Here is a 15,670-nt window from a genome sequence, read left to right as displayed (position 1 = left end):
AACGCGGACGGCTTACTTGCCGCCGGCGTTCAGGGCCTTCATCACATCGTCGGTGATGTCGATGCGCGGATTGACGTAGACCGCTTCCTGCACGATCAGATCGTACTTGCGCTGCTCGGCCAGTTGCCGGATCACGCGGTTGGCGCGCTCGAGCACCTGCGCCAGTTCCTCGTTGCGGCGCTGGTTCAGGTCCTCGCGGAACTCGCGCTGCTTGCGCTGGAATTCGCGGTCCAGGTCGGCCAGCTCGCGCTGACGGCGCTGGCGGTCGGCGTCCGCCAGCACGGCGGTGTCCTTGTCGAGCCGGTCGGCCATGCCCTTGATCTTCTGGGCCATGTCCTGCAGCTCGCGGTCGCGCTTGGAGAACTCCTGCTCCAGCTTGACCTGGGCTTGCTTGGCCGGCTGCGAATCGCGCAGGATGCGCTCGGAATTGACGGCGGCAATGCGGGTTTCCTGCGCGCCGGCGGGCGCGGCCACCGTCAGCGCGGCCGCCGCTGCGGCGGCGACGGCGAACGACTGGATGATGCGGGTTGTATTTTTCATGAATCGACCTCTGTCAGAACGCGGTACCGATCTGGAACTGGAAGCGCTGGGTGCGGTCGCCCTCTTCGCGCTTGAGCGGGAAGCCCACGCTGACCTTCAGCGGACCGATCGGCGACAGCCACGACAGGCCGAGACCGGTCGAATACCGCAGGTCGCTGAAGCGCGGCGCCTCGCCTTCCTGGTACACGTTACCGAAATCAAAGAACGTGAAGAGCCGCAGCGTGCGGTCCACGCCGGAGCCCGGCAGCGGGAAGATGAATTCGACGTTGCCGATCACCTTCGAGGCGCCACCGATCGGGTTGCCGTTCTGGTCCTTCGGGCCCAGCGTGCTGGTCTGGTAGCCGCGCACCGAGCCGATACCGCCGGCGTAGAAGTACTTGAAGACCGGGAAGTCCTTGCCGGCATAGCCGTGACCGTAGGCGATTTCGCCGTTAAATGCCAGCGTGAAGGCTTTCGACAGCGGATAGTAGTACTGCTGCTGCAGCGTGGCGCGGTAGTACTGCGTATCGCCGATGCCGGGCAGGCCCACTTCGAGGTTGGCCTGCGTGTACGGGCCCTTGGTCGGGATCAGCGCGCTGTCGCGGCGATCGCGCGCCCAGCCGATCGTGAACGGGAAGTTGTTGGTGACGTCACCGTTCTCGCGCACCCAGCGCTGGTACTGGATCGGCGTATTGTTCGACACCGTCAGTTCGGTCCGCTCGTAGCCGATGCCGAAGAACACCGTGTCGTTCTCGGAGAACGGCACGCCGAACTTGAAGCCGCCGCCGGTCGACACGATCCGGTAGTCCTGGTCCCCGATGTAGTACAGCGGGCGCGAGGTCCGGTAGTAAATGTCGGTGGAGCGGCTGATGCCGTCGACGGTGAAATACGGGTCGTACTGCGTCAGGGCAATCGTGCGGAACGACTTCGCGGTGTTGACGTCCAGGCCCAGACTGGTACCCGAACCGAACACGTTGTCCTGGCGCAGGCCGGCCTGCAGCACGAGCTTGTCGGTCGACGAGAAGCCCATGCCAAGGCTGATCTGGCCGGTCGGCTTCTCGGTGACGTTGACGTTCACATCGACCTGGTCGGGCGCGCCCGGCACGTCCTCGGTGGTGATGTTGGTGTCGGTGAAGTAGCCGGTGCGGTTGATGCGGGCCTGCGATTGCGTCAGCTTCTCGCTGTCGAACCACGAGCTTTCCATCTGGCGCATCTCGCGGCGCACCACCTCGTCACGCGTCTTGCTGTTGCCGACCACGTTGACGCGGCGCACGTAGACGCGGCGACCCGGGTCGACCATCAGCGTCAGCGCGACCTCGCGCTTCTCGCGGTCGATCTGCGGCTGCGGATTGATCGTGGTGAACGCATAGCCATAGGTGCCCATCAGGTCGGTGATGGCCTTGGTGCTCTGCGTCAGCTTTTCCGACGAGAAGATGTCGCCCTTCTTCAGGGTCAGCAGCTTCTCCATTTCTTCCTGCTTGCCGAGCAGCTCGCCCGCCAGGCGGATGTCGGACACCTTGTACTGCTCGCCTTCCTTGATGTTCAGCGTCAGGTAGATGTCCTTCTTGTCCGGCGTGATCGACACCTGGGTCGATTCGATCGCGAACTCGAGATAGCCGCGGTTCAGGTAGAACGAGCGCAGCGCCTCGAGGTCGGCCGTCAGCTTCTGCTTCGAATACAGGTCGTTCTTGGTGTACCAGGACAGCCAGTTCGGCGTCGACAGCTGCATCTCGTCGCGCAGCGTGCCTTCCTTGAAGGCCTTGTTGCCGACGATATTGATCTGCCGGATCTTGGCGATCGGCCCTTCGTCGACGTTGAACACGACCGAGACGCGGTTGCGGTCCACCGGCGTGATCGTCGTCTGCACCTCGGCCGCGTAGTAGCCGCGCGCGACGTACTGGCGCTTCAGTTCCTGCTCGGCCTTGTCGATCAGCGCGCGGTCGTAGTAGCGCGCCTCGGCCACGCCGACGGCCCGCAGCGAACGGCGCAGCGTATCCTTGTCGAATTCCTTGATGCCGACGAACTCGAGCTGCGAGATGGCCGGGCGTTCCTCGACGTGGACCACCAGCACGCCGTCCTCGGCGCGGATCTGCACGTCCTTGAAGAAGCCGGTGTTGTAGAGCGCGCGGATCGCGTCGGCGCCCTTGTCGTCGGTGAAGGTCTCGCCTACCTTGACTGGCAGATAGCCGAAGACCGTGCCGGGCTCGACCCGTTGCAGACCCTCGACCCGAATATCCCTGACCACAAACGGATCCGCGGCCCAGCCCGCCGGTGCCCAGGCCGCGATGATGGCACTCGCCAGCATGCTAAGCGAGATGCGCTTATGTCTGATCAATCTTGATCCCCTCTTTGATTCCATGCAGGATTGGGCTCTGATGCTTCGCCGGGCGGCCTCGCGACGAGGTCCGCAACGGGTCGCCGTGGCCGGTGCCGCGGCACGCCGCTACGTCATTGCGCACCGGATTCTAGCTGCGCGCGAGAAACAGGCGGCTGACGTCGTTGAACAAGGCGAGCGAAGTCAGGAGCAAGATGCAGGCAATGCCGACCTTCTGCAGCACAGCCTGCCAGTGGTCTGGAACGGGCCTGCCAGTCAAAAATTCAACGCAATAATACAGCAAATGCCCCCCGTCCAATACCGGAATGGGTAACAAATTCAATACGCCGAGGCTGACGCTGACCAGCGCCAGGAAGCCGACGAACGGTTGCCAGCCGAGGTTCGCCGCCTTGCCTGCGTAATCGGCGACGGTCAGCGGACCGCTGAGGTTCTGCAGCGAGGCCTGGCCGATCAGCATGCGGCCGAGCAGCTTCAGCGACAGCACGCTGGTGTCCCACACCTGCTGGCCGGCACGGGCCAGCGCCTGCAGCGGGGCATCGCGCACGGTCTCCATCTGCACGGCCTGCGTCAGCGCCGCGCCGAGCTTGCCGGCGGTCGCGGCCTTGCCGCCGCCCTCCTTCGCCTTCTGCTGCGCCCCTTCGCTGTCGTCGGGCACCGCGTCGACCTTCACCGGCACCTGCAGCGCGCTGCCATCGCGCTCGATCGACAGCGTCGCCTGCACGCCCGGATTGGCGCGCACCGCGCGGATCAGCTGATCGGCCTGACGGATCGGTTCGCCCTGCCATGCCAGCACGCGGTCGCCGGCGCGCAGGCCGGCGCGTTCGGCGGCCGAATCGGGCAGCACCTCGCGGATCGTCACCGGCCCGCCCTTGAGCGCGAGCCCCAGCGTCGCCAGCGGATCGCGCTCGGGATCGCCGCCGGTGCTGGGCAGCCGCGCGATGGTCAGGTCGCGTTCGGCGCCGTCGGCACCGCGCACGCGCAGCACCGCGCCGGCGCCATCGAATCCCTGCGCCATCACGGCCATGCGCAGATCGTTCCACGAGCGCACCGCCTCGGTCTCGTCGTTGGCGGTCAGCGCGAGCACGCGGTCGCCCTCGCGCACGCCGGCCTGGGCCGCCGCGGTACCGGCCACCGGGGCGGCCAGCACCGGCGCGGGCTCCTGCATGCCGCCGGCGAACAGCGTGAAATACAGCACGATCGCCAGCAGGAAATTGGCGACCGGCCCGGCCGCGACGATGGCGATGCGCTTGACGACCGGCTGCCGGTTGAACGCGCGCGGCAGGTCGGCGGGATCGTAGGGAGGATCGCGCTCGGGATCGCGTTCGCGCTCGTCGAGCATCTTGACGTAGCCGCCCAGCGGAATCGCCGCGAGCGTCCATTCGGTGCGGTCGCGATGACGCGACACCCAGCGCAGCAGCGGACGGCCGAAGCCGATCGAGAAGCGCAACACCTTGACGCCGCAGGCGCGCGCGGCCAGGTAATGGCCCATCTCGTGCACGTAGATCAGGATGCCGAGCGCAACGATGAAGGCAAGAATGGTCTGCATGGCGGCGATCCGGTTCAGCCTGGCGTGGCCGCGCCGGCGCTGGCGCCTGCGTGCACCAGCGTCCGGGCCAGCGCACGGGCCTGCCGGTCGGCCTGCAGCACCGCGTCGAGGGAGTCGGCCGCATGGCGCGGGCCCTGCTCGAGCACGCGCGCGACCACGTTGGCGATCTCGGTGAAGCGGATCGCGCCCTGCAGGAAGCTGTCGACCGCGATCTCGTTGGCGGCGTTCAGCACCGCGGGTGCCACGCCACCGGCGCGCAGCGCGTCGAAGGCGAGCGCCAGGCACGGAAAGCGCTGCAGGTCCGGCGTCTCGAAAGCGAGCGTGCCGGCCGCGACCAGGTCCAGCGGCGAGACGCCGGCATCGATCCGTTCGGGATAGGCGAGACCGTAAGCGATTGGCGTGCGCATGTCGGGGTTGCCCAGCTGCGCCAGCACCGAGCCGTCGGCGTACGCGACCATCGAATGGACGATGCTCTGCGGGTGGATCAGCACGTCGATGCGCTCGGCCGGCGCGCCGAACAGCCAGTGGGCCTCGATCACCTCCAGGCCCTTGTTCATCATCGTGGCCGAATCGACCGAGATCTTGCGCCCCATCACCCAGTTCGGATGGGCGCAGGCCTCGTCGGGGGAAATGTCGTGCAGCGAGGCCGGATCGCGCGTGCGGAACGGCCCGCCCGAGGCGGTCAGCACCACGCGGGCGACGCCGGCCCGATAGCGCGGATCGTCGAACGGCAGGCACTGGAAGATCGCGTTGTGCTCGCTGTCGATCGGCAGCAGCGTCGCGCCATGCTCGCGCACCGCGTCCATGAAGATGGCGCCGGACATCACCAGCGCCTCCTTGTTGGCCAGCAGCACCCGCTTGCCGGCCTGCGCCGCGGCCAGCGTCGGCCGCAGCCCGGCGGCGCCGACGATCGCCGCCATCACGGTATCGGCCTCGGCGTCGGCGGCCACCTCGGCCAGCGCCGCGTCCCCGTGCAGCACCTCGGTGCCGACGCCGGCGAGGCGCAGCCGCTCGCGCAGTTCGGCCGCGGCGCTGTCGCTGCCGACCACCGCCCGCGCCGGACGGAACTCGGCGCAGCGCTCGGCCAGCTTGTCGATCTGCCGATGCGCGGTCAGCGCATGTACGGCGTAGCGCTCGGGATGGCGCCGGATCACGTCCAGCGTGCTGTCGCCGATCGAGCCGGTGGCGCCAAGGACGGTAATGCGACGCATGAAAGAGGCCTGGGGAAAATCAGAGATACAGGATCAGCAACGCCGCCAGCGGCAATACCGGCAGCAACGCGTCGATGCGGTCGAGCACGCCGCCATGGCCCGGCAGCAGCCGGCTGCTGTCCTTCTTGCCGACCTGCCGCTTGAGCAGCGATTCGAACAGGTCGCCTACCACGCTGGCGATCACCATCAGCGTGGTCAGCAGCGCCACCGTCAGCAGACCGCTGCGGTCGGCGACACGATCGAACCAGGTCGGTGCAAACGCATGGGTGGCCGCCAGCGACAGCGCGACGGCAAGCGCAAACAGCCAGCCGCCGATCGCGCCTTCCCACGACTTGCCGGGGCTGATGGACGGCGCGAGCTTGCGGCGGCCGATCGCCTTGCCGACGAAATAGGCGCCGATATCGGCGGCCCAGACCAGCGCCGCGGCCGACAGCAGCACGCCGACGCCGAGCCCGCGCAACAGCATCGCGGCATGGCCGAACGCGGGCAGGATCACCAGGCCGACCAGGCCGGCCACGATCGCGAAGGCCGGCGTGGCCTTGCGCACGCCGCGCGCGAGCAGCACGATGGCGACGCCCCAGGCGACCACCGAGGCCTGCAGCAGCCACAGCATCGCGCCGCGCGCCGGCAGGTCATGCCAGGCGATCATCGCGACCACGCAGGCGATCGCGTAGATCCACGGTCCAGCGCCGCGCAGGCCGAGCAGGCGGCCGAATTCCCAGGCGGCCAGCGCGACGATCACCGCCATCAGGCCGGCCAGCGCCGCGGGCGGCGCCAGGAACAGGATCGGCAGGATCAGCAGCAACAGGCACAGGGCGGTGATGACACGGGTAAGGAGCATGCGCTGCGAGTCCGGGTTGGTTCGATGGCGAGCGGCCGGCCCGCTCAAGCGGTGCCGGACAGCCCGGACGGCGCCACGACCTGCGCGCTGGTGCGGCCGAAACGCCGTTCGCGCTGCCGGTACGAGGCGAACGCCTTGTCCAGTTCGGCCGCATCGAAGTCGGGCCAGAACACGTCGGTGAAATACAGCTCGGAATAGGCCAGCTGCCACAGCAGGAAATTGCTGATGCGCTGCTCGCCCCCGGTGCGAATGAACAGGTCCGGCTCCGGCGCGTAGGCCATTGCCAGGTGCGGCGCCAGCGTCGATTCCTCGATCGTCGAGGGGTCGAGCATCGGCTGCTGCAGCAGCATCTTGCGCACTGCCTGCAGCAGGTCCCAGCGGCCGCCATAGTTGGCCGCGATGGTCACCGTCAGGCCGGTATTGCCCGCGGTGCGGCGCTCGGCGTCGGCAATCAGCTGCTGGATGCGCGGGCTGAAGCGGGTCAGGTCGCCAACCACCTTCAGGCGGATATTGTTGGCGTGCATCTTCACCACTTCGCGCCGCAGCGACATCATGAACAGCCGCATCAGGAAGGTGACCTCGTCGGCCGGCCGCCGCCAGTTCTCCGAACTGAAGGCGAACAGCGTCAGGTACTTGACCCCACGCACCGCGCACGCCTCCACCACGGTACGTACCGCATCCAGGCCGCGGCTATGGCCGGCGACCCGCGGCAGATGCCGCTGCGTGGCCCAGCGCCCGTTGCCATCCATGATGATGGCGACGTGGGCCGGTACGTAACCGGTCTCGGGGATGGCGAGTGTGGAACTGATGTGCATGATGGTGGACGGGTCCCGGGCGGCGGCGCCGCGCCAGTCCCTGCGGGGCTGGCGCGCTGCGCCGTGGCTCAGACCGTCATGATCTCCTTGTCCTTCTCGGCGACCAGCTTGTCGATCTCGGCGACATAGCGGTCGGTCAGCTTCTGCACCTCGTCCTGGCCGCGGCGCTCGTCGTCTTCCGAGATGCTCTTGTCCTTGACCAGCTTCTTGAACTGTTCGTTCGCGTCGCGGCGCAGATTGCGCACCGCCACCTTGGCGCTCTCGCCCTCGCCCTTGACCACCTTGGTCAGCTCCTTGCGGCGCTCCTCGGTCAGCGGGGGCATCGGCACGCGGATCACCTCGCCCATGGTGGCGGGGTTCAGGCCCAGGTCGGCGTCGCGGATGGCCTTCTCGACCGCGGCGACCATCTTCTTTTCCCACGGCTGCACGCTGATGGTGCGGGCATCGGCCAGGCCGATATTGGCGACCTGGCTGATGGGCACCGGCGAGCCATAGTATTCGACCTGGACATGGTCGAGCAGACCGGTGTGCGCACGACCCGTGCGGATCTTGGCCAGATCGGCCTTGAACGCTTCGATGGTCTTCTGCATCTTCTGCTCGGCGCTCTTCTTGATGTCGGCGACGCTCATCATAACCTCCGGAAAACTGGCTGCCATGACCCCGGCGGACGGGGCCGAAAACGAATCATTCTACTCTGTGCCGTTGCGTGCGCCACCTCGCGGCGGGCCCGCAAGGCGCCTCAAACGTGGACCAGCGTACCCTCGTCCTCGCCCAGGATCACGCGCTTGAGCGCGCCCGGCTTGACGATCGAGAACACCTTGATCGGCAGCTTCTGGTCGCGGCACAGCGCGAAGGCGGTGGCGTCCATCACCTGCAGATTGCGGGAGATCGCCTCGTCGAAGCTGATCGTGGTGTAGCGCGTGGCGCTGGGGTCCTTCTTCGGATCGGCGGTATAGACACCGTCGACCTTGGTGGCCTTGAGCACCACCTCGGCACCGATCTCGGAGCCGCGCAGCGCGGCCGCGGTATCGGTGGTGAAGAACGGATTGCCGGTGCCGGCGGCGAAGATCACGACCTTGCCTTCTTCCAGCTGGCGGATCGCGCGCGGGCGGATATAGGGCTCGACCACCTGGTCCATGCGCAGCGCCGATTGCACCCGGCCCTCGATATTGGCGTGCCGCATCGCGTCCTGCAGCGCCAGCGCGTTCATCATCGTGGCCAGCATGCCCATGTAGTCGGCAGTCGCGCGGTCCATGCCGGCGGCGCCGCCGGCGACGCCGCGGAAGATGTTGCCGCCGCCGATCACCACTGCCACCTGCACGCCGAGCTTCACGATCTCGGCAATATCATTGACCATGCCTTCGATCGTGGACCGGTTGATGCCGAAGGCATCGTCGCCCATCAGGGCCTCACCGGACAGTTTCAGAAGGACGCGCTTGTAGGCTGGCATATTCACCCTCGGGCTGGTTCGAGTCTTCGATCTGGGCCTTGCCCCGGAGGGCGGATGCCGCCGGGACCAAGCCGGCTTTCCCCGTGGCCCGGGCGCGTCGGCAGGGCCTCGAGGGCGATGCCAGTCAAAACGGGCGACGGCGAAAACGGGCTCCGCGTGCGGCTCGCAGGCCGGCACGCGCCATTGTTCTCTCTTCTTGTGCCGAGGGGCACCTCGCGGTGCCCCTCGGGATTATACGGCGGGCCGTCATGGCGCCAGACCGGCGCCTGCCTCCCGCCCGGGATATCAGCCCTTCTGCGCGGCGGCGACCTGCGCGGCCACTTCGGCGGCGAAGTCGTCCTGGCGCTTCTCGATGCCCTCGCCGACCACGTACAGCGTGAAGCCCTTGACCGTGGTGTTGGCGGCCTTGAGCATCTGCTCGACGGTCTGCTTGTCGTTCTTCACGAACGGCTGGTTCAGCAGCGAGACTTCCTTCAGGTACTTCTGCACCGAGCCTTCGACCATCTTGGCGGTGATCTCGGCCGGCTTGCCCGACTCGGCGGCCTTCTGCTCGGCGATGCTGCGCTCCTTGGCGATCAGCTCGGCCGGCACGTCGGCCGACGACAGCGCCACCGGCTTCATCGCCGCGATGTGCATGGCGACGTCCTTGGCGGCGACTTCATCGCCGTCGAACTCGACCATCACGCCGATGCGGGTGCCGTGCAGGTACGAGACCAGCTTGCCGCCGCCGTCATAGCGGGCGAAACGGCGGATCGTCATGTTCTCGCCGATCTTGCCGATCAGCGCGGCACGGACCTGGTCGACGGTCTGGCCGTCCAGCGGCAGCGCCGACAGCGCGGCCACGTCGGCCGGGTTCTGCTTGGCGACCAGCTCGGCGACCTTGGCCGAGAAGCCCAGGAAGTCGTCGTTCTTCGAGACGAAATCGGTCTCGCAGTTCAGTTCGACCAGCGCGCCGGTGGTGCCGTCGATGAACGCGGCGACCACGCCTTCGGCGGTCACGCGCGAAGCGGCCTTGCTGGCCTTGTTGCCCAGCTTGACGCGCAGCAGTTCCTCGGCCTTGGCCAGGTCGCCGTCGGCCTCGGTCAGGGCCTTCTTGCACTCCATCATCGGCGCGTCGGTCTTCGCGCGCAGTTCAGCCACCATGCTTGCGGTAATTGCCGCCATTTGTCACTCCTTGATTGGTTCACGCACCGCCGCCCGCCGGACCTGGATGTCCCGCGCCGCGGCCGGCCGCGTGGTGTTCAAAGACTCACCCGCCGTGATCGTAGCCACATCGGATGACAATCATTCCTGCTTGCTGCGCGCGCACCGCGCGCATTCAAAAAAGGGGGCGTACCATGTCGCCCCCTTTTCTGGTGGTCGCGCGGCCGGCGATGCCGGCGCGCGCCACGGGTCTGTCAGGGCCGTCCGGGCCGTCCCGCCTGCCGGCGGGGCTGGCCTCAGGCTTCCTCGACTTCGACGAAGTCGTCGCTGCCGCGGACCGCTTCGACCACGTCCTGCACCGCGTTGGCACGGCCTTCCAGGATCGCGTCGGCGACGCCGCGCACGTACAGCGCCACCGCCTTGCTCGAGTCGTCGTTGCCCGGGATCACATAGTCGATGCCGTCCGGCGAGTGGTTGGTATCGACCACGCCGATCACCGGAATGCCCAGCTTGTTGGCTTCGGTCACGGCAATCTTGTGGTAGCCGACGTCGACCACGAAGATCGCGTCAGGAATGCCGCCCATGTCCTTGATGCCGCCGATCGACTTCTCGAGCTTTTCCATCTCGCGCTCGAACATCAGCGCTTCCTTCTTGCTCATGGTGTCCAGCGCGCCGGCTTCCTTGGCGGCTTCCATGTCCTTCAGGCGCTTGATCGAGGTCTTGACCGTCTTGAAGTTGGTCAGCATGCCGCCGAGCCAGCGGGCGTCGACGTAGGGCATGCCGGCGCGGCCCGCTTCCTCGGCCAGGATCTCGCGCGACTGGCGCTTGGTGCCGACGAACAGGATGGTGCCGCGATTCGCTGCCAGCTGACGCACATACTTCAGCGCGTCCTGGAACATCGGCAGCGTCTTTTCCAGGTTGATGATGTGGATCTTGTTGCGATGGCCGAAGATGAACGGGGCCATCTTGGGGTTCCAGAAGCGGGTCTGGTGGCCGAAGTGGCAACCGGCTTCCAGCATTTCACGCATGGTGACGGACATTGAATTCTCCATAAGGGTTCGGTCTGAAGTCCGCCCCGACATTCCTGAACAGGAACACCCCGGATGGGCGGACTCGCGATTTCGCGGACGTGGCAGGCTGCGCCACCCCGCACCCGCCCGGACCGCCGTTGCGCACCCAACAATTCCCAAGGTCAGGAATTCAAGGGGCGAGGCGAAGCCAAGCGAGCCCGCGATTGTAGCAACATCCCGGCCATCGCTCAAGCCTGACCGACGCCGGCGATCCGTGAGCACCGTCACGGTGCGGCGCCGGCTTCTCGCCGCCGCGGGGTGCGGCGGGCTGCCGATGGTGCGATAATCCCGGTTTGCCAATCCAGAAACGGGCGCCAACCCCACTTGGCGCCCGTGACACATTTTCCGCGTCGCAGCATGAGCATCCATTTGAAGACCGCCGAAGACATCGCCCAGATGCGCGTCGCCTGCCGGCTGGCCAGCGAAGTCCTCGACTACATCACGCCGTTCGTGAAGCCCGGCGTCACCACCGGCGAGCTCGACCGCCTGTGCCACGCCTATATGCGTGACGTACAAGGCACGGTACCTGCGCCGCTGAACTATGCGCCTCCCGGCTATCCGCCCTTCCCCGGCGCGATCTGCACTTCGGTCAACGACGTGATCTGCCACGGCATCCCGGGCGATCGCGTGCTGAAGAACGGCGACGCGGTGAACCTGGACATCACGGTGATCACCAAGGAAGGCTATTACGGTGACACCAGCCGCATGTTCATCGTCGGCGAGGGCTCGATCCTGGCCAAGCGCCTGGTCCAGGTGACCTTCGAATGCATGTGGAAGGGCATCGCCCAGGTCCGCCCGGGCGCCAGGCTCGGCGATATCGGCCACGTGATCCAGCAGCACGCGGAGGCGGCCGGCTACAGCGTGGTGCGCGAATACTGCGGCCACGGCATCGGCAAGAACTTCCACGAGGACCCGCAGATCCTGCACTACGGCCGCCCGGGCACCGGCATGGAACTGCAGGCCGGCATGATCTTCACGATCGAGCCGATGATCAACGCCGGCAAGCGCGACATCCGCACGATGCCCGACCAGTGGACCGTCAAGACGCGCGACCGCAGCCTGTCGGCGCAATGGGAACACACGGTGCTGGTGACCGACACCGGCTACGAGGTGCTGACGGTGTCGGCCGGCACGCAGGCGCCGCCCGCCTTCATCACCGACACGCTCGCGGCCTGATCGCAGGGGGCGCCGGAAGGCGCCCCTGTCGTTTGCGCCACGCCGATTTCGCCCGTTCGCCGACCGACCGCACCCTCGCAGCTTCCCCGCGCCCTCGCCGCCTCGCTCCGCCTCAGCTCCCATGTCGACCCAACCCGTCCCAGCCATGGATACTTCCCCGGAACTGCTGCTCGCCACGCGCGTGCGCGACCGGCTCAAGGCCGACAAGCAGACGCTGTTCGACGCCTTCACCGTCGGCGGCCAGGTCGGCTCGCTGCTGACGCGGCTGCGCCAGGCGGTCGACCACGCGCTGATCGAATGCTGGCGCGGCCTCGGGCTGCCGGCCGGCATGGCGCTGGTGGCCGTCGGCGGCTATGGCCGCGGCGAGCTGTTCCCGCACTCGGACGTCGACGTGCTGCTGCTGTTGCCGGCCGAGCCCGACGCGGACACCGTCGCCCGCATGGAGAAATTCATCGGCCTGTGCTGGGACCTGGGGCTGGAGATCGGCTCGTCGGTACGCACCGTCGACGACTGCATGCGCGAGGCGCGCGCGGACGTGACGATCCGCACCGCGCTGCTCGAAGCCCGGCTGGTGACCGGCAACCGCACGCTGTTCGCCGAACTGCAGGCGCGCTATCGCGCCGAGCTCGACGCGCGCGCCTTCTTCCAGGCCAAGCTGCTCGAGCTGCGCCAGCGCCACGCCAAGTACCAGGACACACCCTATGCGCTCGAACCGAACTGCAAGGAAAGCCCGGGCGGCCTGCGCGACCTGCAGGTGATCCTGTGGATGACGCAGGCGGCGGGCTACGGCGACAGCTGGAAGGAGCTGCGTGACAAGGGCCTGCTGACCGAGCGCGAGGCACAGGAGCTGACGCGCAACGAGCGCCTGCTCAAGACCATTCGCGCGCGCCTGCATCTGCTGGCCGGACGCCGCCAGGACGTGCTGGTGTTCGACCTGCAGACCGCGCTGGCCGAGGCCTTCGGCTATCGGCAGAACGCCAACAAGCGCGCCAGCGAGCAGCTGATGCGGCGCTACTACTGGGCCGCCAAGGCGGTGACCCAGCTCAACAGCGTGCTGCTGCTCAATATCGAGGCGATGCTGTTTCCCAGCGAGTCGAAGGTCACGCGCGTGCTGAACGAGCGTTTCGTCGAGCGCCAGGGCATGCTCGAGATCACCAGCGACGACCTGTACGAGCGCAATCCGCACGCGATCCTCGAAACGTTCCTGCTTTACGAGCGCACCCCAGGCGTCAAGGGCCTGTCGCCGCGCACGCTGCGCGGGCTGTACAACGCGCGCACGGTCATGGACGCGCGCTGGCGCAACGACCCGGTCAACCGCCAGCAGTTCCTGGCCATCATCCAGGAGCCGCAGGGCATCACGCATGCGCTGCGGCTGATGAACCAGACCAGCGTGCTGGGCCGCTACCTGATCAATTTCCGCCGCATCGTCGGGCAGATGCAGCACGACCTGTTCCACGTCTATACGGTGGACCAGCACATCCTGATGGTCGTGCGCAACATGCGCCGTTTCGCGATCGTCGAGCACACCCACGAGTTCCCGTTCTGCAGCCAGCTGATGGCGAACTTCGACAAGCCGTGGGTGCTGTGGCTGGCCGCGCTGTTCCACGATATCGCCAAGGGCCGCGGCGGCGACCACTCGAAGCTCGGCACCGCCGATGCGCGCCGCTTCTGCCGCCAGCACGGCATCGCGCGCGAGGACGCCAACCTGATCGCCTGGCTGGTCGAGCACCACCTGACGATGAGCCACGTCGCGCAGAAGCAGGACATGACCGATCCCGAGGTGGTCCATGCCTTCGCCCGCGTGGTCGGCAACGAGCGCTATCTGACCGCGCTGTACCTGCTGACGGTGGCCGATATCCGCGGCACCAGCCCCAAGGTCTGGAACGCGTGGAAGGGCAAGCTGCTGGAGGATCTGTACCGGATCACGCTGCGGGTGCTCGGCGGCGCGCGCGTCGATCCGCATTCGCTGTGGGCGCAGCGGCGCGAGGAAACCATTGCCGCGCTGCGGCTGCAGGCATTCGATCCGGCCCGCGCCGAGGCACTGTGGGAACGGCTCGACGTGGCCTTCTTCCTGCGCCACGACGCGCGCGACATCGCCTGGCTGACGCGCCATCTGGCCCACCGCGTCGACAGCGAGCAGCCGGTGGTCAAGGCCCGCGTGTCGCCGGCCGGCGAGGGGCTGCAGGTCGCGGTCTACGCCAAGGACCAGCCCGACCTGTTCGCCCGCATCTGCGGCTACTTCGAGCGCAAGGGCTTCTCGATCCAGGAGGCGAAGATCCACACCACGCGGCATGGCTACGCGCTGGACACCTTTCAGGTATTCGATCCGGGCGTCGTCGGCGGCGGGCGCGACACCTATCGCGACATCATCGCGCTGGTCGAGCACGAACTGTGCGAGCGGCTGACCCATCAGGCGCCGCTGCCCGAGCCGTCGCAGGGCCGGCTGTCGCGGCAGTCGCGCAGCTTCCCGATCAAGCCGCGCGTCGATCTGCGGCCCGACGAGCGCGGGCAGTACTTCCTGCTCGAGCTGTCGGCCAACGACCGCACCGGCCTGCTGTACGCGATCGCCCGCGTGCTGGGCCGCCACCATATCTCCGTGCATACCGCACGCATCAACACGCTGGGAGAACGGGTCGAGGACATGTTCCTGGTCGACGGCAGCCGCCTCGCCGCCGACAACCGGCTCGAAATCCAGCTTGAACAGGACCTGCTCGCGGCACTCGACATCTGAGCCGCGACACCATTGAAAACCATGAGCGATCAACCCTCCCCCAAGCGCAAGACCTTGGGACTGAAATCCGCCGCCAGCGCGGGTACCAGCCCGGCCCGCAAGAGCGGTGCCACCCGGCCGGTACGCGTGTCCGACCTGAACCGGCGCCGCGTGCAGACGGTAGCCGAAGGCGTGCGCGCCGCGCAGCAGCGCGCCGAAGCCGGCGGCAAGCCGCGCAAGGAAGGCGGCGGCCGTCCGGCGCCGCAAGCGGGCGGCCTGCGCCGGCCTGGTGGCGACGAGCGCGGTCCGCGCCGCGCGGGCGGCGAAGAACGCGGCCCGCGCCGTTTCGGCGACGAAGCGCGCGAACGGCCGGCACGCTGGGGAGAACGCAGCGAGCGCACCGAACGGCCGCAACGCTTCGAGCGTGGCGAGCGCACCGAACGGCCGCAGCGCTTCGAGCGCGGCGAACGCACCGAACGGCCGCAGCGCTTCGAGCGCGGCGAGCGCACCGAACGGCCGCAGCGCTTCGAGCGCGGCGAACGCACCGAACGTGGTGCCGGCCCGCGTCGCGAATTTGGCGCGGATCGCAGCGGGCCCGGCGCCCGCCCCGGTGCCGGTCCGCGCCGCGAGTTCGGCGCCGATCATGGCGAGCGCGCTCAGCGCGGCCGTCCGGGCGAGCGCGGCGAGCGTCCGCCACGCTTCGCGGCAGCCGAATCGCGCGACCGTCCCCGCCGACCGCAGGCGCAAGCCGGCGAACTGCGCCCGGCCCGCTCCGGCTTCGGCGCCGGCGCCGGCCGTGCCCCCAAACCCGGCAGCGACCGTGTCCGCGACGACGCGCGGCGCCCCGCCCCGGC

12 protein-coding genes and 1 pseudogene are annotated in these 15,670 nt (G+C 67.9%); 3 read left to right on the top strand and 10 right to left on the bottom strand.

The window, feature by feature from the left end; all coding sequences use genetic code 11:
• Positions 1 to 12 precede the first annotated feature (12 nt).
• The 10 genes from F7Q96_RS15300 to rpsB form a co-directional block, all read right to left on the bottom strand.
• Positions 13 to 540 (bottom strand): OmpH/Skp family outer membrane protein, encoded by a 528-nt coding sequence (locus F7Q96_RS15300; protein WP_006577559.1) that lies wholly within the window; start codon positions 538 to 540, stop codon positions 13 to 15.
• A gap of 13 nt (positions 541 to 553) precedes the next feature.
• On the bottom strand, positions 554 to 2,854 hold the full coding sequence (bamA, locus tag F7Q96_RS15295; protein WP_053821664.1) for an outer membrane protein assembly factor BamA: 2,301 nt from the start codon (positions 2,852 to 2,854) through the stop codon (positions 554 to 556).
• Positions 2,855 to 2,984: 130 nt separating this feature from the next.
• Positions 2,985 to 4,400: an RIP metalloprotease RseP gene (gene rseP / locus F7Q96_RS15290; RefSeq protein WP_053821663.1), complete on the bottom strand. Its 1,416-nt coding sequence runs from the start codon at positions 4,398 to 4,400 to the stop codon at positions 2,985 to 2,987.
• Between the two features lie 14 nt (positions 4,401 to 4,414).
• Entirely contained in the window at positions 4,415 to 5,611 is a 1,197-nt protein-coding gene (ispC, locus tag F7Q96_RS15285; RefSeq protein WP_053821662.1) for a 1-deoxy-D-xylulose-5-phosphate reductoisomerase, read from the bottom strand.
• A 19-nt stretch (positions 5,612 to 5,630) separates the two neighbouring features.
• A complete protein-coding gene (locus F7Q96_RS15280; RefSeq protein ID WP_053821661.1) occupies positions 5,631 to 6,452 on the bottom strand; it encodes a phosphatidate cytidylyltransferase in 822 nt (273 codons plus the stop codon).
• A gap of 44 nt (positions 6,453 to 6,496) precedes the next feature.
• Positions 6,497 to 7,267: an isoprenyl transferase gene (locus F7Q96_RS15275; RefSeq protein ID WP_006578099.1), complete on the bottom strand. Its 771-nt coding sequence runs from the start codon at positions 7,265 to 7,267 to the stop codon at positions 6,497 to 6,499.
• A gap of 68 nt (positions 7,268 to 7,335) precedes the next feature.
• Positions 7,336 to 7,896, bottom strand: a complete 561-nt coding sequence (gene frr, locus F7Q96_RS15270; RefSeq protein WP_053823064.1) for a ribosome recycling factor — start codon at positions 7,894 to 7,896, stop codon at positions 7,336 to 7,338.
• A gap of 110 nt (positions 7,897 to 8,006) precedes the next feature.
• The gene (pyrH, locus tag F7Q96_RS15265; protein ID WP_006578101.1) at positions 8,007 to 8,717 is read right to left on the bottom strand and encodes a UMP kinase; all 711 of its coding nucleotides are present in this window, start codon (positions 8,715 to 8,717) and stop codon (positions 8,007 to 8,009) included.
• 285 nt (positions 8,718 to 9,002) lie between these two features.
• Positions 9,003 to 9,881, bottom strand: a complete 879-nt coding sequence (gene tsf, locus F7Q96_RS15260) for a translation elongation factor Ts (RefSeq protein WP_053821660.1) — start codon at positions 9,879 to 9,881, stop codon at positions 9,003 to 9,005.
• A 275-nt stretch (positions 9,882 to 10,156) separates the two neighbouring features.
• Positions 10,157 to 10,900, bottom strand: coding sequence for a 30S ribosomal protein S2 (gene rpsB, locus F7Q96_RS15255; protein ID WP_053821659.1), 744 nt, complete (start codon positions 10,898 to 10,900; stop codon positions 10,157 to 10,159).
• Between the two features lie 387 nt (positions 10,901 to 11,287).
• Between rpsB and map the strand changes: the two genes are divergently transcribed.
• The 3 genes and pseudogenes from map to F7Q96_RS15240 form a co-directional block, all read left to right on the top strand.
• A complete protein-coding gene (gene map, locus F7Q96_RS15250; protein ID WP_053821658.1) occupies positions 11,288 to 12,106 on the top strand; it encodes a type I methionyl aminopeptidase in 819 nt (272 codons plus the stop codon).
• A gap of 145 nt (positions 12,107 to 12,251) precedes the next feature.
• Positions 12,252 to 14,837 (top strand): [protein-PII] uridylyltransferase, encoded by a 2,586-nt coding sequence (locus F7Q96_RS15245; RefSeq protein WP_053821657.1) that lies wholly within the window; start codon positions 12,252 to 12,254, stop codon positions 14,835 to 14,837.
• Positions 14,838 to 14,858: 21 nt separating this feature from the next.
• A pseudogene (locus F7Q96_RS15240) lies at positions 14,859 to 15,670 on the top strand (pseudouridine synthase); the annotation flags it as partial.

Source organism: Cupriavidus gilardii (assembly GCF_008801915.1).
Taxonomy (GTDB): Bacteria; Pseudomonadota; Gammaproteobacteria; order Burkholderiales; family Burkholderiaceae; genus Cupriavidus; species Cupriavidus gilardii.
Note: the sequence above shows the minus strand (reverse complement) of the source record. Positions and strands in the feature narration are given on the sequence as shown.